The 21,405-nt window shown below is 63.8% G+C and carries 19 protein-coding genes and 3 pseudogenes; 4 read left to right on the top strand and 18 right to left on the bottom strand.

Features of this window, described 5'->3' with window-relative positions:
• Positions 1-362: 362 nt before the first annotated feature.
• Together KY465_RS15985 and KY465_RS15980 are read right to left on the bottom strand one after the other, a co-directional pair.
• The gene (locus KY465_RS15985) at positions 363-632 is read right to left on the bottom strand and encodes a hypothetical protein (RefSeq protein WP_219203097.1); all 270 of its coding nucleotides are present in this window, start codon (positions 630-632) and stop codon (positions 363-365) included.
• 27 nt (positions 633-659) lie between these two features.
• Complete coding sequence (locus tag KY465_RS15980; RefSeq protein WP_219203096.1) at positions 660-1,922, bottom strand: GNAT family N-acetyltransferase; 1,263 nt, start codon at positions 1,920-1,922, stop codon at positions 660-662.
• Positions 1,923-2,009: 87 nt separating this feature from the next.
• Between KY465_RS15980 and KY465_RS15975 the strand changes: the two genes are divergently transcribed.
• A complete protein-coding gene (locus KY465_RS15975) occupies positions 2,010-3,005 on the top strand; it encodes a LysR family transcriptional regulator (protein WP_219203095.1) in 996 nt (331 codons plus the stop codon).
• The gene (locus KY465_RS15970) at positions 3,005-3,208 is read left to right on the top strand and encodes a hypothetical protein (protein WP_219203094.1); all 204 of its coding nucleotides are present in this window, start codon (positions 3,005-3,007) and stop codon (positions 3,206-3,208) included. The genes KY465_RS15975 and KY465_RS15970 overlap by 1 nt, the downstream gene beginning before the upstream one ends.
• A 66-nt stretch (positions 3,209-3,274) precedes the next feature.
• Here KY465_RS15970 and KY465_RS18865 read toward each other — a convergent pair.
• From KY465_RS18865 to KY465_RS15940, 7 genes and pseudogenes are all read right to left on the bottom strand, one after another.
• Positions 3,275-3,355, bottom strand: a pseudogene (locus tag KY465_RS18865) (MerR family transcriptional regulator); the annotation flags it as partial.
• A 68-nt stretch (positions 3,356-3,423) separates the two neighbouring features.
• A pseudogene (locus KY465_RS15965) lies at positions 3,424-3,838 on the bottom strand (MerR family transcriptional regulator); the annotation flags it as partial.
• Between the two features lie 304 nt (positions 3,839-4,142).
• A pseudogene (locus tag KY465_RS15960) lies at positions 4,143-4,460 on the bottom strand (integration host factor subunit alpha); the annotation flags it as partial.
• Between the two features lie 288 nt (positions 4,461-4,748).
• Positions 4,749-5,720, bottom strand: a complete 972-nt coding sequence (locus KY465_RS15955; protein ID WP_219203092.1) for a beta-ketoacyl-ACP synthase III — start codon at positions 5,718-5,720, stop codon at positions 4,749-4,751.
• Position 5,721: 1 nt separating this feature from the next.
• Positions 5,722-6,789, bottom strand: a complete 1,068-nt coding sequence (gene plsX / locus KY465_RS15950) for a phosphate acyltransferase PlsX (protein ID WP_219203091.1) — start codon at positions 6,787-6,789, stop codon at positions 5,722-5,724.
• Between the two features lie 360 nt (positions 6,790-7,149).
• Entirely contained in the window at positions 7,150-7,740 is a 591-nt protein-coding gene (locus KY465_RS15945; RefSeq protein WP_219203090.1) for a YceD family protein, read from the bottom strand.
• Positions 7,740-8,297 (bottom strand): ubiquinol-cytochrome C chaperone family protein, encoded by a 558-nt coding sequence (locus KY465_RS15940; protein WP_219203089.1) that lies wholly within the window; start codon positions 8,295-8,297, stop codon positions 7,740-7,742. Before KY465_RS15940 ends, KY465_RS15945 begins: the two co-directional genes overlap by 1 nt.
• Before the next feature lie 117 nt (positions 8,298-8,414).
• On the opposite strand from KY465_RS15940, the gene KY465_RS15935 reads away from it, so the two are divergent.
• Positions 8,415-8,915: an outer membrane protein assembly factor BamE gene (locus KY465_RS15935; protein WP_219203088.1), complete on the top strand. Its 501-nt coding sequence runs from the start codon at positions 8,415-8,417 to the stop codon at positions 8,913-8,915.
• 111 nt (positions 8,916-9,026) lie between these two features.
• Here the strand turns inward: KY465_RS15935 and KY465_RS15930 are convergent, their stop codons facing one another.
• The 5 genes from KY465_RS15930 to KY465_RS15910 all read right to left on the bottom strand — a co-directional run bounded on the left by KY465_RS15930 (position 9,027) and on the right by KY465_RS15910 (position 15,476).
• The gene (locus KY465_RS15930; protein WP_219203087.1) at positions 9,027-11,171 is read right to left on the bottom strand and encodes a sodium-translocating pyrophosphatase; all 2,145 of its coding nucleotides are present in this window, start codon (positions 11,169-11,171) and stop codon (positions 9,027-9,029) included.
• Positions 11,172-11,385: 214 nt separating this feature from the next.
• A complete protein-coding gene (locus tag KY465_RS15925) occupies positions 11,386-12,588 on the bottom strand; it encodes an MFS transporter (RefSeq protein WP_219203316.1) in 1,203 nt (400 codons plus the stop codon).
• Between the two features lie 71 nt (positions 12,589-12,659).
• On the bottom strand, positions 12,660-13,217 hold the full coding sequence (nusB, locus tag KY465_RS15920; protein ID WP_219203086.1) for a transcription antitermination factor NusB: 558 nt from the start codon (positions 13,215-13,217) through the stop codon (positions 12,660-12,662).
• A 3-nt stretch (positions 13,218-13,220) separates the two neighbouring features.
• Positions 13,221-13,676, bottom strand: coding sequence for a 6,7-dimethyl-8-ribityllumazine synthase (ribH, locus tag KY465_RS15915; RefSeq protein ID WP_219203085.1), 456 nt, complete (start codon positions 13,674-13,676; stop codon positions 13,221-13,223).
• A 171-nt stretch (positions 13,677-13,847) separates the two neighbouring features.
• A complete protein-coding gene (locus tag KY465_RS15910; RefSeq protein WP_346432654.1) occupies positions 13,848-15,476 on the bottom strand; it encodes an MFS transporter in 1,629 nt (542 codons plus the stop codon).
• 457 nt (positions 15,477-15,933) lie between these two features.
• Here KY465_RS15910 and KY465_RS15905 point away from each other — a divergent pair, with 457 nt between their 5' ends.
• Positions 15,934-17,589 carry a methyl-accepting chemotaxis protein gene (locus KY465_RS15905; protein WP_255561777.1) on the top strand — a complete coding sequence of 552 codons (1,656 nt, stop codon included), beginning with the start codon at positions 15,934-15,936 and terminating at the stop codon, positions 17,587-17,589.
• Positions 17,590-17,665: 76 nt separating this feature from the next.
• On the opposite strand, the gene KY465_RS15900 is transcribed toward KY465_RS15905, so the two are convergent.
• Genes KY465_RS15900 through glyA form a run of 4 tightly spaced genes read right to left on the bottom strand, consistent with a single transcriptional unit; the run spans position 17,666 to position 21,209 of the window.
• Positions 17,666-18,283, bottom strand: a complete 618-nt coding sequence (locus KY465_RS15900) for a riboflavin synthase (protein WP_219203083.1) — start codon at positions 18,281-18,283, stop codon at positions 17,666-17,668.
• Complete coding sequence (gene ribD / locus KY465_RS15895) at positions 18,284-19,414, bottom strand: bifunctional diaminohydroxyphosphoribosylaminopyrimidine deaminase/5-amino-6-(5-phosphoribosylamino)uracil reductase RibD (protein WP_219203082.1); 1,131 nt, start codon at positions 19,412-19,414, stop codon at positions 18,284-18,286.
• A complete protein-coding gene (gene nrdR, locus KY465_RS15890; protein ID WP_219203081.1) occupies positions 19,414-19,899 on the bottom strand; it encodes a transcriptional regulator NrdR in 486 nt (161 codons plus the stop codon). Before nrdR ends, ribD begins: the two co-directional genes overlap by 1 nt.
• An 8-nt stretch (positions 19,900-19,907) precedes the next feature.
• Entirely contained in the window at positions 19,908-21,209 is a 1,302-nt protein-coding gene (gene glyA / locus KY465_RS15885; RefSeq protein ID WP_219203080.1) for a serine hydroxymethyltransferase, read from the bottom strand.
• Positions 21,210-21,405 lie beyond the last annotated feature (196 nt).

Raw genomic sequence — 21,405 nt, 5'->3', positions numbered from 1 at the left:
GGAAATCACGCGCGCCTCTTGCGGCTATAATATGAATTTCACGACAAGAATCAAACTATAAAGTATAAACCGACAATCACATGAAGTAATTACTATGTGTATTTATGTATAACTATGGCATTCTATTGGGTTTGGCGGAGCCTTGAAAATAGGTGGAATGCAGGGCAGGATTTGCGGGACAGCCACCGGCAATCTGGTGGTCCGGGGCCCCTCGTCCCGCTCAGGCCGCCGGGTCGGCGGCATCGGAAGGAGTGCCACCTAAAACTGCCGCCGGGAGAATGCTGCCGGGAAAAGAGTGCCGGACGGGCGCGCCGCAGGACGGTGGCGTCAACCCATGCGCCCGCCCGGCGAACCGCGGGTTTTCAGACTTCCCCAGCGGTTTTCGAATTCAGAACGACGACGTTGCTGTCGGGCTCCGAATAGGCGAGTTTCAATTTCAACCGCAAAAGCTGTTCGAGATGGTCATTGCGGTCATTGGGTTCGGCGTCCTCCCACTCCAGGGCGGTCTGGTAGATCGCCATGTTCAGCAGGCGGCTGAGATCCTCGAGATGCAACTTGTCCGCTTCGCTGCGGCAGGTCGCCAAGGTTCGGATCATCCACGCAAAGGAATCGGCGCAGGCCGTGTCGTCCATTCTCATCCCTACCCCCAGTCCGCCCTCTCAGGCCGCGCCACGTTCGGCAGAGCGCTCCAATGGTCCCGGCACATGCCAGGCGCCCTCGGGGCGGATGATCCGGTAGGGACCATCGGCCAGCTTGACGGCGTTGCGGGAGGGCTCGATGTCCTCGAGCATCTCGACGAAGGCATGGTCCGAGAAGCTGAACGGCGCGCCGTTCTCCTTGACGTGAAATCCGAAGTGCTGCCAGAAATGCAGGTAGTCCTCGCGGGCGTGCCCATAAAGGCGGCGATAGCCCTTGTCCCGGCAGATATCGACGCTGGCACGAACCAGATCGAAGGCGGTGCGGGTGTGGCGGAACTGCTTGCGCACCGCAAGGCGCTCCATCTTGGCGAAGTCGCCGAAGAAACGGATGCGCATGCAGCCTGCCGGCTCGTTGTCGACAAATGCCAACAGATGCGTGGCGGCCAGATCGTTGCCGTCGAACTCCTCATCATAGGGGCAGGCCTGTTCGCCGATGAACACCGCCGAGCGCACCGCCGCCATGCGCATCATGTCATCAAAGCCGTTGACGACGCGGATACCGGTCGGCTGCAGTTCAGGATGATAGGTGGCATAGCGCGGGCTGCGCGTCTTCACGGTCTGCGGCGAACGCGGCAGAATGTAGAACTGATCGAGAATGCGGCCGTCATGCTCGATGCCCTTCTCGAAGCCGCGATTGACCATGGCGCGATGGCCGCGCAGGGTGAATGAGGTGGAAATGATGTCGGCGCGGGCGTAGTGCGGGCTGTCATAGCGGTCAAACACCCGCTCAATGCCGGCGGCAAGCAGGCCCGGCGTGTAGCTGGCCCAGACATAGATGACGTCGGGGCTCTCATGCTGACGGACGAGATATTCGCTCTGCGGATCGAGCAGGTTGAGCGTGCCGTCGAGCAGCGCCGTGCGGCCCTTGCGGTTCAAAAGCAGCGTCGAGACGAAGCCCTCGGCGCGGGCCCGACCGCGGCGGGAGAAGACATGGATCGAATCGGGATTGATGTCGGCGATGCGCAGCACGGTTTCGGTGCTGGCGAGCTGGCCGATGACATTGCCGGCAGCCTCGAGCAGGCGCGGAATGTCCTCGGCGCGCACGCGGTTGGTGACGGAGACCATCGAGGCGGCGCGGTGCAGCCGCGAGCGCTCCGAACCGGCCGTTTCCTCGCCGGGTGCGGCAGCGGCAGGAACCGGGGGAGAAGTCTCATTGCGATCGCGGGTTGCGCTTTGCCGACTTGCAATTGAGTGTGATAGGCTATTTTCTTGAACAGCTTGCATTTCTGCACCTCTCTAAATTGTGAGTGGTATTTAGCAGGCAGCTATGAAGACTGGCTTTAGCCAAAATGACATCGGAGCGTTCCACTGATGGAACACCTGTTTAAGAACGTCGAATGGAACAGCGTGCGCACATTGCTGGTGGTGGCGCGCACCTCGAGTTTCCGCAAGGCGGCAGAGGAGAGCGGCCAGGCCATCAACACGGTGCGCCGCATCATCACCCGGCTCGAGGATCTGCTGGGCTACAAGCTGTTTTATCGCAAGGCGGAAGGTGTCCGGCTCACGCCGGAAGGTCGGCGCGTGGTGATGGCTGCCGGCGATGTCGAGCGGTCAATGACCGACATGCTGAAAGTGGCGCAAACCGCGCAGCAGGATGCCAACGGGCCGGTGCGGCTGGCGGTCACCGAGGGTCTGGGAACCTTCTGGCTGACCCCAAAGATCACCGATTATCTCGATGAGAGCCAATGGAAGAACCGCATCGAACTGCAATGCGCGATGCGATCGGTCGACGTGATGCGGCTCGAGGCCGACATTTCGATCCAGTTGGTCAAGCCGCACAAGCCGGATCTCGTGACGAAGCGGCTTGGCTATCTGCATCTCGTGCCGTTCGCCAGTCCCGGATACATCGCCCGCTACGGGGCGCCGAAAACCCTGAGCGATCTGCCCAATCACCGGGTGGTCGAGCAGGAAACCGACCAGTTGAACGATTACGGGCTCGACAAGATCTTCAATGCCGAGCTTGCCAACCGGATGGTGCGGCTGAAAACGAACTTCTCCTCGGCGCATTACTGGGCGGTGTCGAAGGGCGCCGGAATCGGCATGATGCCGAATTATGCGCGGGCGATCGGCGGCGATGTCGAGTACATCGATTTCGGCATCCATTTCCGCACCGAAATATGGCTCGCCACGCATCCGGAACTGTTGCGCTCTGCCCGGCACCGGCAGTTCATCGATTTCCTGACAGAGGCGTTCTCGCCGGCGCAGTATCCATGGTTCGGCGAGCAGCTGATGACGCCGGCGCAGATCGACGAAGAGTTCTCGCGTGAGGATTTGCGCAATTATTTCGAAGGGTTCACGGCCGCCTGATGACCCGCAACCCGCACCGAACGCAAGCAATCGAGGTGATCTGCCATACATCGCAGACCGATGAGCAAAGGCTCGCAATGGTGATGATGCAGCTCGACATGGCCCTGGCGCTGGCGCGGGAAAAGGGTCTGGCGGAGGTCGAAGGCTATCTGGAAGAAGCGCTCAGCGAGGCGCGCCGGGCGCGCGCCCGTGTCCTGCAATAGCGCGCCGGACGGCGGCGCTGCTTCGGATGGCTGCTTTCAATTGCAAACCGCAAAGAAGCTGACGCGTCAGCGCACCTGATCGAGCAGCCGCTTGCACTCGAGAAGGTCATAGAGCGCTTCCTGCAACAAGGCGCGGTCTTCCGCCGAGGCGGTTGACGAAGCGGGGGCGTTGCTCGCTTGCGCTGCGCTGCCGGACGACGCGCCGGATTCCCCGCCGCTGCGACCGAAAAACCGGCGGCTGGCCGGCGGGCGCGCCTGTCCGACGAGCGTGTCCTCATCGCCCGAACCGGGACCGGCAGCGCCGGCGACATCATCCGGCAGGCCCTTGGCAAGAGCCTCGAAGGCCTGGACATCGCCGGATCCGATGGCGATGACGAACTTGTTGCCGTTTTGCTTGAGAAGCTTCTGCACGCCCTTGATCGTATAGCCCTGATCGTAGAGCAGGTGGCGGATGCCTTTCAGCAGATCGACATCGTCGGGGCGGTAATAGCGCCGCCCGCCGCCGCGCTTCATCGGCTTGATCTGATTGAAACGGGTTTCCCAGAAACGCAGCACATGTTGCGGCAGGTCGAGGTCGTCGGCAACTTCGGAGATGGTGCGAAAGGCGTCAGCGCTCTTGTCCATCGTCATCCTGCCTTCTGCTGGGACGGCTTTCCGTCAACGGTTTCGCGCATGCTGCAGCGAATCAAGACGCCGCTACGCAATAGCGGCTTATTCAAGCATCTCGACAGGAAAGATCAAGCTTTGGCGCGGGTCCGGCAAGCGCCATGCACCGCTGTCTTGGTCTGTTGTCTTGGGCGGGGCGCGGCAATTCTTTCAGGAAATGTCAGGCGCCGGTACCGGCCTTGCCGCCCGGCCTGTTCATGCCCGCCACAGCCGCCGCGCCTTCGCTGCCCGTGTCGGCCGAAGATTCGGAATTGCGGGCCGCGTTGGCCGAGGTCTTGCCGATGGCCTTGCGATGGCCGGCCAAGACCCGGTTTTTCAGAACGTTCGAAGCCTTGAAGGTCATCACCCGGCGCGGCGAAATCGGCACTTCCTCACCGGTTTTCGGGTTGCGGCCAATGCGTTCCTTCTTGTCGCGCACCTGAAATGTGGCAAAGGAGGACAACTTGACGGAATCGCCGCGAACAATGGCGCCGCAGATCTCGTCGATGACCATCTCGACCAGATCCGCCGATTCGGTTCGCGACAGGCCGACTTTCCGAAAGACAGCCTCCGCCAGATCTGCACGTGTTACAGTTTTGCCGCTCATTTGTCCCTGCCACGCGGCCCACTTCCCCATTCGTCAGGCCGGTGGCGCAACTGTATGGGCCATGTCCCCCAAGGTCAAGCAAGCCCTTGAAGTATTGCGGACAAACGGGCAGCGACAAGGTTTCAGATTTCCTAATAGAAACCGCGGCCTGGCCAAAAGCGATACAGTTTACCTGCGGCGGGCCGGAAGATTGCTTTTCGCAACCGGTTGATGGCCGGTTGATGGCCGGGTCAATGACCGGCTCGATGGCCCGGTCGGTGACCAAGGGGCGGCTTGGAGGGCAATCGCCTACCAGCGCAGGAGAACAGACCCCCAGGTGAAGCCGCCGCCCATGGCTTCAAGCAGGACCATGTCGCCTTTCTGGATGCGTCCCTCGGACGCGGCATGATGCAGCGCCAGCGGAATGGAAGCCGCCGAAGTGTTGCCATGCCGATCGACCGTCAGGATCACTTTTTCCGGAGCGATGCCGAGCTTTTTCGCCGAGGCTTCAATGATGCGCCGGTTGGCCTGATGCGGCACGAACCAGTCGATGTCCTGTGAGGTCAGACCCGTGGCCTCATAGGCGGCCTCGATGACATCGGTGATCATGCCGACAGCGTGTTTGAAGACCTCGCGTCCCTGCATGCGCAATTGGCCGACCGTGCCGGTCGAGGACGGGCCGCCATCGACATAGAGCTTTTCCATGTGACTGCCGTCGGAGCGCAGATGGGCGGTGAGAATGCCGCGATCGGCGGTGGTGCCCTCGCCCTGCTGCGCTTCGAGGATAATGGCGCCGGCGCCGTCGCCGAACAAGACGCAGGTGGTGCGGTCAGTCCAGTCGAGAATGCGTGAAAAGGTCTCGGCGCCGATCACCAGCACGCGCCTGGCGAGCCCGGTCTTGATGTAGTTGTCGGCTGTGGTCACCGCGAAGACGAAGCCGGAGCAGACCGCCTGCAGATCGAAGGCGAAACCGTGATGCATGCCGAGGCGGCTCTGAATGTTGACCGCGGTCGCCGGAAAGGTGTTGTCCGGGGTCGATGTGGCCAGGATGATCATGTCGATGTCGGCGACTGTCAGGCCGGCATTGTCAAGCGCCTGGCGCGCGGCCGCCTCGCCGAGCGAGGCCGTCGTCTCGGTCTCGTCGGCAATGTGGCGCTGGCGGATGCCGGTGCGCTGCACGATCCATTCATCGCTGGTTTCGACAATCCCCTCGATTTCGGCATTTGCCATCGCCCGCTTGGGCAACGCGGCTCCGAAACCGCAAACTACTGATCTGATCATGCTATTGGCCCTGCTCGTCGACGCCGGCCTTCGGCCCTGAAAGGTCGGACGGACGACGGGAATGATACAAATTAAGGTCCTGTTCGATACGCGCCTTGAGCCCGTTGCGCGCCATGTCGTAACCGACATCGATGGCATTGGCAAAACCATCGGCATCGGCGCCGCCATGGCTCTTGATCACGATGCCGTTGAGGCCGAGAAAAACGCCGCCATTGACCTTGCCGGGATCCATTTTCTCGCGCAGCAGATCAAAGGCGCCCTTGGCGAAGAAGTAACCGATCTTGGCCAGCAGCGTGCGCGACATGGCGGCGCGCAGATATTGCGCGATCTGGCGCGCTGTGCCCTCGGCGGTCTTCAGGGCGATGTTGCCGACAAAGCCCTCGGTGACCACGACATCGACCGTGCCGCGTCCGAGATCATTGCCCTCGACATTGCCATGGTATTTCAGGCCCGGAAGATTGGCGTCGCGCAACAGACGACCGGCCTCCTTGACCTCTTCATTGCCCTTGACCTCCTCGACGCCGATATTCAGAAGGCCGACGGTTGGCCTCTGGATCTGGAACAGGGCGCGCGACATGGCAGCGCCCATCATCGAGAAATCGATCAATTGCTGGGCATCGGCGCCAACGGTCGCTCCGACGTCAAGGACGATGCTCTCGCCGCGCATGGTCGGCCATATCGCGGCAATGGCCGGGCGTTCGATATTGGCCATGGTGCGCAGGCAGAACATCGCCATGGCCATCAGCGCCCCGGTGTTGCCGGCCGACACGCAGACATCGGCATTGCCGGTCTTGACCGATTCGATGGCGCACCACATCGAAGAGCGGTAACGTCCCTGGCGCAGCGCCTGGCTCGGCTTGGCATCCATCTGCACCGCGATCTCGGCCGGGATGAAAGTGGAGGCCTTTTGCAGCGCCGGGTGGCGGGCGAGTATAGGCTCGCACTCGGCCGCGATGCCGTGCAGGACGAAACGGGTATCGGGATGACGCTCCAACGACAGCGCGACGCCGGGAATGGTGACTTCAGGGCCATGATCGCCCCCCATCAGATCCACCGATATGCTTACCACGCGCTGTCCTTTTTCTCTGCCGCACTCACGCTCTTGCCCCCCGCTGACACTCTTGTCGCTACCAGCACGGGCTGATTGATCGGCACCGGTGATCGCTGCTGGTCGCCGCGCAACGCCGCCTTTCAGCGCCGCCGGAGCTCGCATCTGCACCGCGCCACGGGCCGAACCGCGGTCCGCCGCAAATCGGGGGTGAAAATACCGCTTTTCCGCCAGCGCACAACCGCTTTGTGGGGGCCGGCTGTGGCGAGCATGTGGCAACAGGCGCCGGGTCGATCGCATTCGCGGCATTGCGGTTGCCGATCGCGCTGCCTGGCGGGCCGCACCTGCAATCGCGAAGGGACGGGCCCCGTCCGCGCCAGGTCAATCCGACCCGTTCTCCCCGGTCGGGTCTTCCCTGGTCGCCGATTTCAGCACCGCGAAGGGGGAAATTTTCTCGTCCCGATCGGGATCGGATTCGATATGGCCCTGAAAGGCGGCGTCATCGCGGCGCGGATACGGATCGATGGCAAGGGCGGCGTACTCCGCGGCCACGGCGCCGATGTCGATCCGGTCGCCGCCAAAGGTTTCCGGCAAGTCGGGGCCCTCGGCATCGATGACCATCTCGCCGCTCTCCAGTTCGATGCGCGCCAGACGCGAATTTTCCGGCACGAACAGCGTCTCGAACGCCTCGCTGATGTCCTGGCGCACCGGTTCGAGGCTGACGACGCAGGGCTGCACAACGGTAGCCTCGACCCGGCCCTTGACGCGCACACCGTCGCGCTTCCAGCGGCTGACAGCTGCGGTACCGGAGAAGGCTTCGACCTCATCGACACCCCAGACGGTGGCCAGTCGGCGCAGCTCACTGCCCTCTGCCGCAAAGGTCAGCTGTACGGGGTTGGCGGCAATGCGGCCGACATTGACCGTGAAAGAGAAGGCCGGATCGGCGGTGCCATCATTGTCGGTGCGCGTCATCATCTTTCCTCCGTTAAAACCGGAGCCGGCGGAAAGTGCACCGTGCCGCCTTCATACTCGGCTTGCGCGACATTCGCGAGAGCGCGATCCACGCGGAAGGCATGCTCGGCCAGCGCCTGCATCGAGGGCGCGGTCGGCGGTGGTGTTGCGGGATGAATATTGCGCGCCAGGGCAGCGGCCAGCGCCTCGCGGTCATCAGCGGCCAGAGCCGCCTCGTAGCTGTCGGCGCGGCCGTAGAACATGCGGCCGATCTTCTTCATGCGCTTGGGCACACCGGCATCGCCGATGCCGAGCTCGCGCATCGAATGGTCGATGTCCTCGAAGAAGGCCTCGATGATCTCCTGGGCGACCAGGCGCGCTGTCGGACCGGCGTCGCGGCTGTGGCGGAAATAGAGCACCATGTGCAGGGTGATCATTTCAAACCGGCCCATCACCGTATCGGGCACATTCATGTCACGATAGAACACCGGCTGACGCGCACTCTCGGTGATCGCCTCATATTGGCGGGTGACCAGAGCCGAATTGGCCTTTTTTCGTTCGAAAAGCGAAAAAATCATCAAATTGCCTTCAATGCGGTTCGGTAAGGCAGGGATCCGATCGCGGTTGCATCGGGACGGAAGCTGGTTTACCGAATGAAGCGCAAAAGGCAACCGCAGCCTGCGCGTCCGAGGGAGATGTCGTTGACGAGAAGTGTTTTCAAGGCAACCGGGAGAACTTTCCGGCTGACCACCGCCGTGCTGGCCTTGTCGGTGCTTGGCGCATCGGGCTGCATGACGAAAGAAGTGCTCAACCAGGGTTATGTGATCGACCAGCAGGCGCTGGAGCTCACCCCCGTCGGATCGAGCCGTGACCAGGTGCTGTTGTCGCTGGGGACGCCCTCAACCACCGCCACTTTCGACAATGAGGTCTTCTATTACATCTCGCAGAAGCGCGAGCGGGCAGCGATGTTCCTGAAGCCGAAGCTGGTGTCCCAGGATGTGCTGGCGGTCTATTTCGACGATGAGGGGACGGTGACCAACATCGCCCATTACACGTTGAAGGACGGGCGTGCCTTCGACACGATTTCGCGCACGACGCCAACCGGCGGCCAGGACGAGACCTTCCTGCTGCAATTGCTGACCGGCGCCAGCTCGAATGTCGGCAGCTCGGTGGCGAAATCGCTGCTGGGAACCTAGCGTCAGAGCCCCTCAGTCGGCTTCATATGAAAACCCCCGCGAGAGACCTCGCGGGGGTTTCTTGCTGTTAAGGCCGCCGGCGCTGTCGCGCCGGCGGCGGATTGATCACGCTCAGGCCGAGTGGGCGAGAACCGCCAGCAGCAAAAGCGCGACGATGTTGGTGATCTTGATGGCCGGGTTGACTGCCGGACCGGCGGTGTCCTTGTAGGGATCGCCGACCGTGTCGCCGGTCACCGAGGCCATGTGCGCATCCGAGCCCTTGACGTGCTTGACGCCGTCCTTGTCGACAAAGCCGTCCTCGAAGGACTTCTTGGCGTTGTCCCAGGCCCCGCCGCCGGAGGTCATCGAGATGGCGACGAACAGGCCGTTGACGATGACGCCGAGCAGCGACGCCCCGAGCGCCGCGAAGGCCGAAGCGCGCGAGCCGGAAATCAGCAGGACGCCGAAATAGACGACCAGCGGCGCCAGAACCGGCAGCAGCGAGGGAATGATCATTTCCTTGATCGCCGCCTTGGTCAGCATGTCGACGGCCCGGCCGTAGTCGGGCTTTTCCGTGCCCTGCATGATGCCGGGTTTTTCGCGGAACTGACGGCGCACTTCCTCGACGACGGCGCCGCCGGCACGGCCGACCGCGGTCATGGCAATACCGCCGAACAGATAGGGGATCAGTCCGCCGAAGATCAGGCCGGCGACGACATAGGGGTTGGACAGATCAAAGGAGATCTCGCCCATGCCGGCAAAGTAAGGATACTGATCGGAATTGGCGGCGAAGAACTGCAGATCGTTGGAATAGGCGGCAAACAGCACCAGGGCGCCGAGGCCGGCGGAACCGATGGCGTAGCCCTTGGTCACCGCCTTGGTGGTGTTGCCGACCGCGTCGAGTGCATCGGTCGTCTGGCGCACTTCCGGTGGCAGGTCGGACATTTCGGCAATACCACCGGCATTGTCGGTGACCGGACCGAAGGCATCGAGGGCGACGATCATGCCGGCGATGCCGAGCATGGCGGTAACCGCGATGGCCGTGCCGAAAAGACCGGCGAGCTGAAAGGTCGAGATGATGCCCGCGACGATGACGATGGCCGGCAGGGCCGTCGATTCGAGCGAGATCGCCAGACCCTGGATGACATTGGTGCCGTGGCCGGTGACCGATGCCTGGCTGATCGAATTGACCGGGCGCTTGTTGGTGCCGGTGTAGTATTCGGTGATCACGACGATCAGCGCGGTGACGATCAGGCCGATGACGCCGCAGCCGAACAAAGCCCAGCCGGTGATCATCTGGCCGGCGACTTCGGCAACATCGCCAAATCCGACGGTGGCCCAGGTGGCGACCGCGAGCCCGACGATGGACAGAAGGCCGGTGACGATCAGACCCTTGTAGAGCGCGCCCATGATCGAGCCGTTCTGACCAAGCTTGACGAAGAAGGTGCCGGCAATCGAGGTCAGGATCGAGGCGCCGCAGATGGCCAGCGGATACAGCATGGTGGCGCCGAGAAGCGCCGAGCCGCCGAAGAAGATGGCCGCGAGAACCATGGTGGCCACGACGGTGACCGCATAGGTTTCGAACAGGTCGGCGGCCATGCCGGCGCAGTCGCCGACATTGTCGCCGACATTGTCAGCGATGGTGGCCGGGTTGCGCGGATCGTCCTCGGGAATACCGGCTTCGACCTTGCCGACCAGATCGCCGCCAACATCGGCGCCCTTGGTGAAGATGCCGCCGCCGAGGCGGGCGAAGATGGAGATCAGCGAAGCGCCGAAACCGAGCGCCACGAGCGCGTCGATGACAAGGCGGCCATCAGAGGGAAGCCCCATGCCGGCGGTCAGGACGGCGTAGTAGACGGAAACGCCAAGCAGGGCGAGGCCGGCCACCAGCATGCCGGTGATGGCGCCGGATTTGAAGGCGACGTCGAGGCCGGCGGCAAGGCTGCCTGCAGCGGCCTGGGCGGTGCGTACATTGGCGCGTACGGACACATGCATGCCGATGAAGCCGGCCAGTCCGGAGAGCACCGCACCGATCAGGAAGCCGACGGCAGCCAGGGCGCCGAGAAGCAACCAGGTGATCACGAAAACGACGGCACCAACGATCCCGATCGTGGTGTACTGACGGGTCAGATAGGCTTGGGCGCCCTCGCGGATATAACCGGCGATTTCCCGCATCCGCTCATTGCCCTGATCGGCGGCGAGCACCGATCGGGTGGCCCAGATCGCGTAGACGATCGACAGCAGGCCACAGACAATGACAGCCAACAAAATTGTCATGCTTACTTTCCTCCAATTGACAACCGGCGGTCTTCGCCCCGGTCAGAAGCGCAGTCGCACGGAGCCAGTTGTCCCCTCCCCGTCGCGGCGCGCGGCGATGTTGCGTGAGGGCTCATACCGCGTCAAGTGCTGAAGCGGCCGCGAGCGGGCTTGCAAACACTCTTTCGGGCCTTATCGCGTCGGCAGTCGGAGACAGCGGCAGCATTGAAGGAGTTCACACGGCGGCAGCGGCCTGCCGGCGGTCGGCGCGCACCTGTCCGGCGAGCACGGCAAGGCAGAGCAGCGCCACCGGCCAGAAGACCAGGCTGACCGTCTCCCAGCCCCAATGGTTGAGCACGGTGCCGGACATCAGCGACGCAAAAGCGACGCTGGAAAACAGGGTGATGTCGTGAAAGCCCTGCACGATATTCTTTTCGGAGGCGCGGTAGGTGGTGGTGACCATGGCGGTGGCGCCGATGAAGCCGAAATTCCAGCCGATGCCGAGCAGCACGAGGGCCAGCCAGAAGTTCCACAATTCGATGCCGAGGGCGGCGATGACGGCGCAGGCGAGCAGGATCAGCAGGCCGGCGGCGGTGATGGTCTCACGCCCGAAGCGGGCGATCAGCCGGCCGGTGAAGAAGCTCGGGGCGAACATGGCCATGACATGCCACTGGATGCCGAGCGTGGCGAGCGTCGGGGAAAAGCCGCAGCCGACCATGGCCAGCGGCGCACCGGTCATCATGAACGACATCAGCGCATAGGCGCCGATGGCGCAGGTCATGGCCGTGATGAAGCGGCGCTGGCGGATGATCTCGCCGAGTGGCCGGGCCGGCGTGTCATCATGGCCCACATCGCCGGGCACGGTGTCGTTGGGAATGCGCAGGAAGGACAGGATGGCGGCAGCAATGGCGGCCAGCGGCACGATCGCCGCGAAGGCTCCGGCGAAACTGATCGGGGCGAACAGGTCACCGGCGTAGATCACCGTCTGCGGGCCGATGATGGCGGCGAAGACCCCGCCGGCCAGCACCCAGGAGATCGCCTGGGCCTTGAAGGCGGCGGGCGCGCCGTCGGCAGCCGCGAAGCGGTATTGCTGGGTGAAGGACTGGCCGGCGCCGATGATCAGCATGCCGATGGCAAAGAGGAGGAAACTCTGGCGGAACAGGGCAATGGCGGCAATCAAGCCGCCGGTGGCGAGTACGGCGCTGCCGCTCATGAACCCGTAGCGCCGGCCGACCCCGCGCATCAGCCAGGCCGCTGGCAGGGCGCCGAGCGCCAGCCCGACATTGAAGCCGGTGACCGGCGCCGTGGCCCAGGACTTGTCGCTGGCGAGAAGCTGATAACCGACCAGACCGCCGAGCGAAATGGCGATCGGCGAACAGGCTCCCGAGACGGCCTGGGCGGCCGACAAGAGCAGGGCATTGCGGCGCGCCAGCGCCAAGGGTTTCGATAGGGGCTGGCCAAGGCTTGCCGGCGCTGCCGTGGCAGGCCGCGGCGCGCCGGGCCGCTCGTTCACGGCTGGTCCGTTTCGCCCGGCTTGACGCGCAGACGGCGGGCCAGCCGGTCGAGCACGGCATTGACGATGCGCGGCTCTTCTTCCGCATAAAAGGCGCGGGCGACGTCGACATATTCATTGACGATCACCGCATGCGGCACATCGCGCTTCTTGAGAAGCTCCCATGCGCCGGCGCGCAGGATGGCACGCAAGGTGGCATCGAGGCGCGACAGCGGCCAGTCTTCGGTCAAGGCGCCGCGCACCATCGGGTCGAGCTCGCGCTGCATGTCGACAACGCCGGAAACAACGGCGCGGAACCAGGCCGGATCGGCCTGGCGATATTGCTCGCCGTCAACCTCCTGCCCCAGACGGTGCGCTTCGTATTCGCCGACCGTCTCGAGAAGGCCGGTGCCACCGACATCCATCTGATAGAGCGCCTGGACAGCGGCGAGCCGGGCCGCGCCACGCTGGTTGGCCGGCTTGACTTCAGGCGTGCCCGCCGGCGCGGCCGGAGATTTTTCACCCGCACCCTTGCCGGGTTTTGCCCCCGAAGGTCCCTTTGGTCGGCTTGTCATCGCTCAGCCTTCCATCCGGTTGCGAATGTCGATCATCTGCAGGGCGGCGCGCGCCGCAAAGCCGCCCTTGTCAAGGCGCTCGGGGCGGACCCGTTCCCAGGCCTGGTCGGCATTCTCGACGGTCATGATGGCGTTGCCGAGCGCCAGGGCTTCGCTGACCGCGAGATTCATCAGGCCGCGGGCTGATTCGTTGGCAACGATCTCGAAATGATAGGTCTCGCCACGGATGACGATGCCGAGCGCCACGAAGCCGTCATAGGACGTGCCGCCGTTCTCGGCGGCATCAAGCGCCATCGAAACGGTGGCGGGAATCTCCAGCGCGCCGGGTACGGTGATCACGTCCCAGGTGGCGCCGGCAGCCTTCAGAGCCTGTTCGGCGCCGGCCAGAAGCGCGTCCGACATATCGTCGTAAAAGCGCGCCTCGACGACAAGCAGATGCGGAGCGGACGTCGTTTGCATAAGTGGGTTCCAGAACTGGCATTCTTATCATGGTGCACGCCGCGGTTTGATGCCGGGGCGGCGACGAGGCGGTCAAACCACTTTGCGCTGGCGAAGGCAAGTCAAATCCAAGGCGCGGCAGCGTCCGGATGCCATGCCGGCTGCGGCCGGCCGCCCGGCGCCGGGGTTGGTTCACGGAAGCTCGGTATAGTCCTTCAGCGGCATGTCGTCACGCAAGGGGACAGTCTGCCGCTCGATCATGCGATGCACGCGCAGCGGCGTCGGGCCGCGATGCAAGGCCGCAAGGCGGTCGCTGACTTCGGCATCGGCCTTGGTGCGGCGCTCATTGTGGCGGACATATTCGATCCAGGTGGCGACGTGATAGGTCTCGGTCCAGATGTCGGGATTTTCCAGATCGCGCAGCAGGGCCCATTGCCGGGCACCGTCGCGGATGCGGATACGGCGGCGATCGGCCATCAGGCGCAGGAATTCCGGCACGTCGGCCTGATCGATCTCGTAATCGACCATGACCATGATCGGCCCCGAGCGCTGGCGCAGATCAAGGCGCAGCTCGGGCTCGCGGAAGCGGCCGAGAGGGTCGAGTTCATCGCCCCCCGATTGCGGCAATCGGACGAGCAGGCCGACCGCCGCGCCGCCGACCAGCACCAGACCGGCGGCCATCAGTGCTGCGGGCAGCGAGGCTTCGGCGGCAATCGCGCCCCAGACCCAGGCTCCGATAGCCATGCCGCCAAAGGCGCAGGTCTGATAGATCGACAGGGCGCGACCGACCACCCAGCGCGGCGTCGACAGCTGCACCGAGACGTTGAACAGCGACAGCGACGATAGCCAGCCGGCGCCGGCGAGCAGCAGAACGAGGCAATCGATCAGCAGGCTGCTGCTCACCGCGAGCACCATCACGGCCAGCGAAACGGCGAGAAAACCGGCACGGATGATCTGCTCATTGTCAAAACGGGCACGCAGCCACAGGCTACCCAGCGCGCCACCGATGGCGCCGACGCCATAACTTCCAAGCAGAATGCCGAAGGTGATGGCCGTGCCCTGCAGCTGCTGACGGGCAACCAGCGGCAAGAGGGCGAGAATCGCCACGGCGCCAAAGCCGAACAGGAAGGTGCGGGCGAGAACGCGCAGGAGATTGGGGGACATGGCGACGTAGCGGATGCCAGCGGATACGGCGAGCAGGAAGGGTTCGCGCGGCAGACGCTGTTCATTGGCCGGGCTGCGCCAGGCCAACAGCGCAATGATGAGAAAAATGTAACTCGCCGCATTGACCGCGAAGGCGAGCGCCGCACCGGCGATCGAGACGATGAAGCCGCCCAATGCCGGTCCGACCGAGCGCATCAGGTTAAAGCCCATCGAGTTCATCAGCACCGCCGACGGGACATCCTCGCGCGGCACCAGATCGCGCACCGAGGACTGCCAGGAGGGATTGTGGACGGCCATGCCGCAGCCGATGAGAAAGGTGAAGGCAAGCAGCGACCAGGGCGTCAACAGGTCCAGCCATGCGGCCGCCGTCAAGGCGATCGACACGACGAACATGAAGATCTGGGCGACCAGCATGATGCGCCGGCGGTCGTAGGAATCCGCCAGAGCCCCGGCCAGCAAGGCGAACAACATGATCGGCAGCGTGTTGGAGCCGGCCACGAGCGCGACCTGCACCGGCGAGGTGGCGATTGACGTCATCAGCCAGCCGGCGCCGACGGTTTGCACCAGGGTGCCGAGATTCGACATCATGGTGGCGCCCCACAGCATGCGATAGGTGCGGTTGGCGAGCAGATCGAGCGGCGAGCCGGTTTTCTTCACAGATCCTCCTTGCTGCTCATCTCTTTCGCTTGTGCCAGGCGCGCGGTCAATCGCCGCGATGCCGCCGGGCGAAACTCTTGCCTCACCCGCAAGTTGAATTGGCGTGGAGCTATCCTTAAAAATCGCATGGTATTTTTCGTAAATACGCTGAATCCCCCGTAAAATTTAAGAGATACTAAAGAGTTGCTGGTCATCATTCGCCTATCAACGGGTGGAAGTCGCAGACTGCTAGGCCGCTATGACAACGGCTACCCGGGGTCGCCCCCCGGGATCTTCCAGACCCAATGGTGCCAATCAACAGGCAATCGAGCACGCTGTCACACCGGATCTGTGGGGATCGGGGGGGACAGGTTGGTGGTCCGCGAGGAGCACGCCAGGCGCGGCTCGATATCAGCCAGACAAAGGGGAAGAGCTCGTGAAAAGTTTGTCTTTCGGCTTCGGCCATGACGCCAAGGGAATGCTGGAAGCCATCGGCAAGTCGATGGCGATCATCGAATTCGACATGAAGGGGAATATCCTCGCGGCGAACGAGAATTTCTGCGGTGCGATCGGCTACAAGCCTGAAGAAATCGTTGGCAAGCACCACAGCATGTTCGTCGACCCGGACGAAGCAAAGAGCGAAAGCTACCGGGCCTTCTGGGACAAGCTCGGGCGCGGCGAATTCGACAGCGGGCGCTACAAGCGGTTGGCCAAGGGTGGCCGGGAAATCTGGATCGAAGCGACCTACAACCCGGTGTTCAAGGGCGGCAAGGCCTACAAGGTCGTCAAGTTCGCCACCGATATCACCCAGCAGATGATCGAATCCGCCGACAGCAACGGCAAGATTGCCGCCTTGTCCCGCTCCCAGGCGGTGATCGAGTTCAAGCCGGACGGCACGATCCTGAAGGCCAACGAGAATTTCTGCGGCGCGCTGGGCTACGGGCATGACGAGATCGTCGGCAAGCATCATTCGATGTTCTGCGAGGCCGATTACGCCAATAGCGAGGACTATCGCAATTTCTGGCCGAAACTGGCGCGCGGCGAGTTCTACTCCGGTGAATTCCTGCGTATCGGCAAGGGCGGCAAGCGCATTCACATCCAGGCGACCTACAATCCGATCACCGATGCCGAAGGCAAGGTGTTCAAGGTGGTCAAGTTTGCCAGCGACATCACCGATCGCGTCAGCAATGTCGAGACATTGGCCGAAGCCCTGCAGGGATTGGCCGGCGGCAATCTCGCCGTACATATCGACAAGCCCTTCATTCCGTCGCTGGAGCGACTGCGCAAGGATTTCAACGGCGCCACCGAGCGGCTGGGAAGCGCCATGCGCCAGGTGAGCGAAAACGCCGCTTCGATCGCCTCGGCGGCCGATCAGGTGCGCGATGCGTCCAACGATCTGTCGCGGCGCACCGAACAGCAGGCTGCGTCCGTCGAGGAGACGGCGGCAGCGCTGGAAGAAATCACCACCACGGTCAATGATGCCTCCGTCCGGGCCCGGGAAGCCGGCGCGCTGGCTGACCGAACCCGCGAGAATGCCGAGCATTCGGGCAATATCGTTCAGGATGCCGTGGCGGCAATGGGACGCATCGAGGCGTCGGCGCACGAGATCACCAATATCATCGGCGTCATCGACGAGATCGCCTTCCAGACCAATTTGCTGGCACTCAATGCGGGTGTCGAGGCGGCGCGGGCCGGTGAGGCCGGCAAGGGCTTTGCCGTCGTCGCGCAGGAAGTGCGGGAACTGGCGCAGCGCTCGGCTACGGCCGCCAAGGAGATCAAGGGGTTGATCTCCGCCTCCGACGGCCACGTCAAGACCGGCGTCAAGCTGGTCGGAGAGACCGGAGAAACACTGACGGCGATCGTTGCGCAGGTCAATGAGGTTTCGGCGAATGTGCAGGCGATCGTCACGGCGTCGGCGGAACAGGCCACCGGACTTGGCGAGATCAACCATGCGGTGACCTCGATCGACCAGGGCACGCAACAAAATGCGGCGATGGTCGAGGAATCCTCGGCGGCGGCACACTCGCTGGCCGGCGAAGCGGCGGAACTGTTCAAGATGATCGGGCAGTTCCAGCTCGACGACACGGTGCGTCAGGATCGTGCCGTTCAAGCAACCCAACGCGCCGCCGCATAGGCCGCAGACACTACGCGACGGAAAGGCCGGCGTTCAGCCGGCCTTTTTTATGGCAACAAGGGGGAACAGCGCGGGGTCAGGCTTCCTCTGCGCCATATTCGGCGAGGCGGGCGGCATAGCGGGCCAGGGTGTCGATCTCGAGATTGACCGCATCGCCGGCGCGGCGTTCACCCCAGGTGGTCACCTCGAGGGAATGGCGGATCAGCAGGACGTCGAACGCATTGCCATTGACGCGGTTGACGGTCAGCGACGTGCCATCGAGCGCCACGGAGCCTTTCGGCGCAATGAATTTTGCCAGATCGCCGGGCGCGCGCAACACGAAGCGACGCGCCTCGCCTTCATCACGCACCTCGATAATTTCGGCGCGGCCATCGGCATGGCCGGAAACAAGATGCCCGCCGAGTTCATCGCCGATTTTCAAAGCGCGTTCGAGATTGATGCGGCGGCCGGGTTTCCAGTCGCCGATGGTGGTCAGGCGCAGCGCCTCTTCCCACGCCTCGACCTCGAACCAGCGGCCCTCGGTGTTGTCATCCGGCAAGGCGGTGACGGTCAGGCAGACCCCGGCGCAGGCAATCGAGGCGCCGATGGCAATCGTGGCGGGATCATAGGCCGTGGCGATCTTCAGACGCATGCCGGAATCGCGCGCGCTCAAATCCGACAGTGTGCCGATATCCGTGATGATGCCGGTGAACATTCAATTCTGCCTTTCGAAACTGTCCATGCGATCGGGGCCGTACCAGGCGGTCCGCAGCGGTTTGAAGCGCGCCGGTACGCTCTCGCGTGTCAGCGGCGCAACGATCCCCTCGCCCGCCGCAATGTCGGCAAGCTTTTGCGGCGCAGTCATGAGCACCAGCCGATCGACCAGATCCTCATCGAGAAAGGAGCGTGCCACAGCTGCGCCGCCCTCGACAAACAGGGTCGACAGGCCGCGGGCGGCAAGATCTTCCAGAAGCTCCGGCAGGGCCAGCTTGCCCTCAAGCGGCTCGGCGGCAATGAATTCGGCGCCAAGGGCAGCAAGGGACGGCCGCTTGTCGGCATCGGGCGGGGCTGAACTGGCGATCCACAAGGGCGTCCGGCGAGCGCTGGCGGCCAGCTGTGAGGCGGGATCGAGGCGCAGGGCGTCATCGAGCACGAGGCGGATCGGCGAGCGGTCTTCCAGTCCCGGCAGGCGGCATGTCAGGGCCGGGTCATCGGCCAATGCGGTGCCGGAGCCGATCAGGATGATATCGCTCGCGGCGCGCATGAGATGCACCTGGCGGTTGGCGATCTCGCCGGTCAGCGCCACCTGGCCCGTGCCGCGCAGGCCCATCAAGCCGTCGGCGGAAAGCGCAAGCTTGAGAGTCACATGCAGGCGGTTCTTCGTGCGTCGAGTCAGGTAGCCGGCAAGGTCTCGGGCGGCGTTATCGGCCAGAACGCCCTCTTCCACCTCGATGCCGGCGCGGCGCAGGATCTCGTAACCCCGGCCGCAAACGCGCGGATCGGGATCGCCGGCAGCACCGACCACGCGGGCGACACCGGCGCTGACCAGCGCATCGGCGCAGGGCGCGGTGCGGCCGTGATGGGCGCAGGGTTCCAGAGTGACATAGGCGGTGGCGCCGCGAGCCCTCTCGCCGGCCTCGGCGAGCGCCTGCGGTTCGGCATGCGGCCGGCCGCCAAGCGCCGTAACGCCGCTGCCGATGATCACCGGCCCCTGCCCGAAATCGCGCACCAGCAGCGTCGCGACCGAGGGATTGGCGCCGGTGCGGCCCTCGTTCAGGCGCGCCAGACGGATGGCCGCAGCCATGTAGCGCCGGTCCAGATCGGAAGACGGCGGCCGGCCGGTCATCAGTCCTTTTCCGGGATGATCGTGTCGCTGGCGATCTTGGCCTGCAATTCGGCGATGGTGCGTTCGAAATCCTCCGGTCCGGCAAAATCGCGATACACCGAGGCGTAGCGGACGAAACCGACGTCATCGAGCGCCTTCAGCGCCTCGAGAACCAGAAGGCCGATCTCATCGGTCGCCACTTCCGTTTCGCCGGAACTTTCCAGCCGGCGCACGATGCCCGAGACGGCGCGGTCGATGCGCTCGCGCTCGACCGGACGCTTGCGCAGGGCGATCTCGAAAGAGCGCTGCAGCTTGTCGCGATCGAAGGGGACGCGGCGTCCGGTTTTCTTGGAAACCACCAGATCGCGCAGTTGCACGCGCTCAAAGGTGGTGAAGCGGCCGCCACAGCCCGGGCAGACGCGGCGCCGGCGGATCGCAGCGCCATCCTCGGCGGGGCGCGAATCCTTCACCTGGCTGTCTTCGGAACTGCAATAGGGACAGCGCATGCCGCGGCTCAATCCATGCCGGCGTAAAGCGGGAAACGGTCGGTCAGGGCGATCACCTTCTTGCGGACTTCTTGCTCGACGGCGGCGTTGCCTTCATCCGAGTTCGAAGCCTTCAGGCCGTCCAGCACCTCGCCGATCAGCGCCCCGACCTGGCGGAACTCGGCTTCGCCAAAGCCGCGCGTCGTGCCGGCGGGGGTGCCGAGACGAATGCCGGAGGTCACAAACGGCTTTTCCGGGTCGAAAGGAATGCCGTTCTTGTTGCAGGTGATATTGGCACGGCCGAGGGCCGCCTCGGCACGCTTGCCGGTGGCATTTTTCGGTCGCAGATCAACGAGCATCGAATGGTTGTCGGTGCCGCCGGAGACAATGTCGAGGCCGTGCTCCTGCAGCGAAGCGGCCAGGGCGCGCGCATTGGCAACGACATTGGCGGCATAGGTCTTGAAGGAGGGATCGAGCGCTTCCTTCAGGGCGACGGCCTTGGCGGCGATGACATGCATCAGCGGCCCGCCCTGCAGCCCGGGGAACACCGCCGAGTTGATCTTCTTGGCGATCGCCTCGTCATTGGTGACGATCATGCCACCACGCGGGCCGCGCAGCGATTTGTGGGTCGTCGTGGTGACCACATGCGCATGCGGCACCGGGGACGGATGCGCGCCGCCGGCAACCAGACCGGCGATATGCGCCATGTCGACCATAAGATAGGCGCCGACCGAATCGGCGATCTCGCGAAAACGCTGCCAGTCCCAGACGCGCGAATAGGCGGTGCCGCCGGCGATGATCAGTTTCGGCTTCTCAGCCTCGGCCTTGGCCGCAATGGCATCCATATCGAGCCGGTGATCGTCTTCGCGCACCCCGTAGGAGACGACATTGAACCACTTGCCGGACATGTTGACCGGCGAACCGTGCGTCAGATGGCCGCCGGAATTCAGATCAAGACCCATGAAGGTGTCGCCGGGCTGCAGCAGCGCCAGGAACACGGCCTGGTTCATCTGCGAGCCGGAATTGGGCTGCACATTGGCAAATTGGCAGCCGAACAGCTCCTTGGCGCGCTCGATTGCCAGGGTTTCGGCGACATCGACAAACTCGCAGCCGCCATAGTAGCGCTTGCCGGGATAGCCCTCGGCATATTTGTTGGTCATGATCGAGCCCTGCGCCTCGAGCACGGCGCGCGAGACGATGTTCTCGGAGGCGATCAGCTCGATTTCATGGCGCTGGCGCCCCAGCTCATCTCGAATGGCACCGAAGATCTCCGGATCGGCCTCGGCCAAGGGCCGGGTGAAGAAGGCTTCGGTGATTTGCACGTCGGACATGACCGTTTCCTCGTGATCGCTGATCGAAATGGCAGGTGTTGCGGCAGACCATGCGGCTGGCCGCGTCTCGAAAGCGGTCTTTACCGCCCTCGCCCGGCAAGGGCAAGCGAGGGTCGGGCGATTGGCGGGGATGAGAACCTGAAAGATGGCTGGCTGCAGGATGACTGGGCGCGCCCGCCGGTTCGACCGGCAGGCT

Source organism: Neohoeflea coraliihabitans (genome assembly GCF_019334345.1).
GTDB classification, from domain to species: domain Bacteria; phylum Pseudomonadota; class Alphaproteobacteria; order Rhizobiales; family Rhizobiaceae; genus Pseudohoeflea; species Pseudohoeflea coraliihabitans.
This window is presented reverse-complemented; position numbering and strand designations above follow the sequence as displayed.

Bases quoted from the DNA above. Each gene is read 5' to 3' on its own strand.
- KY465_RS15985 (WP_219203097.1), bottom strand. From the start codon at position 632: ATGGACGACACGGCCTGCGCCGATTCCTTTGCGTGGATGATCCGAACC.
- KY465_RS15940 (WP_219203089.1), bottom strand. From the start codon at position 8,297: ATGATTTTTTCGCTTTTCGAACGAAAAAAGGCCAATTCGGCTCTGGTC.
- KY465_RS15900 (WP_219203083.1), bottom strand. From the start codon at position 18,283: ATGTTCACCGGCATCATCACGGATATCGGCACACTGTCGGATTTGAGC.
- nusB (WP_219203086.1), bottom strand. From the start codon at position 13,217: ATGACAAGCCGACCAAAGGGACCTTCGGGGGCAAAACCCGGCAAGGGT.
- KY465_RS15970 (WP_219203094.1), top strand. From the start codon at position 3,005: ATGACCCGCAACCCGCACCGAACGCAAGCAATCGAGGTGATCTGCCAT.
- KY465_RS15930 (WP_219203087.1), bottom strand. From the start codon at position 11,171: ATGACAATTTTGTTGGCTGTCATTGTCTGTGGCCTGCTGTCGATCGTC.
- KY465_RS15905 (WP_255561777.1), top strand. From the start codon at position 15,934: ATGCTGGAAGCCATCGGCAAGTCGATGGCGATCATCGAATTCGACATG.
- KY465_RS15955 (WP_219203092.1), bottom strand. From the start codon at position 5,720: ATGATCAGATCAGTAGTTTGCGGTTTCGGAGCCGCGTTGCCCAAGCGG.
- glyA (WP_219203080.1), bottom strand. From the start codon at position 21,209: ATGTCCGACGTGCAAATCACCGAAGCCTTCTTCACCCGGCCCTTGGCC.
- nrdR (WP_219203081.1), bottom strand. From the start codon at position 19,899: ATGCGCTGTCCCTATTGCAGTTCCGAAGACAGCCAGGTGAAGGATTCG.
- ribH (WP_219203085.1), bottom strand. From the start codon at position 13,676: ATGCAAACGACGTCCGCTCCGCATCTGCTTGTCGTCGAGGCGCGCTTT.
- ribD (WP_219203082.1), bottom strand. From the start codon at position 19,414: ATGACCGGCCGGCCGCCGTCTTCCGATCTGGACCGGCGCTACATGGCT.
- KY465_RS15945 (WP_219203090.1), bottom strand. From the start codon at position 7,740: ATGACGCGCACCGACAATGATGGCACCGCCGATCCGGCCTTCTCTTTC.
- KY465_RS15935 (WP_219203088.1), top strand. From the start codon at position 8,415: ATGTCGTTGACGAGAAGTGTTTTCAAGGCAACCGGGAGAACTTTCCGG.
- KY465_RS15975 (WP_219203095.1), top strand. From the start codon at position 2,010: ATGGAACACCTGTTTAAGAACGTCGAATGGAACAGCGTGCGCACATTG.
- KY465_RS15980 (WP_219203096.1), bottom strand. From the start codon at position 1,922: ATGCAAGCTGTTCAAGAAAATAGCCTATCACACTCAATTGCAAGTCGG.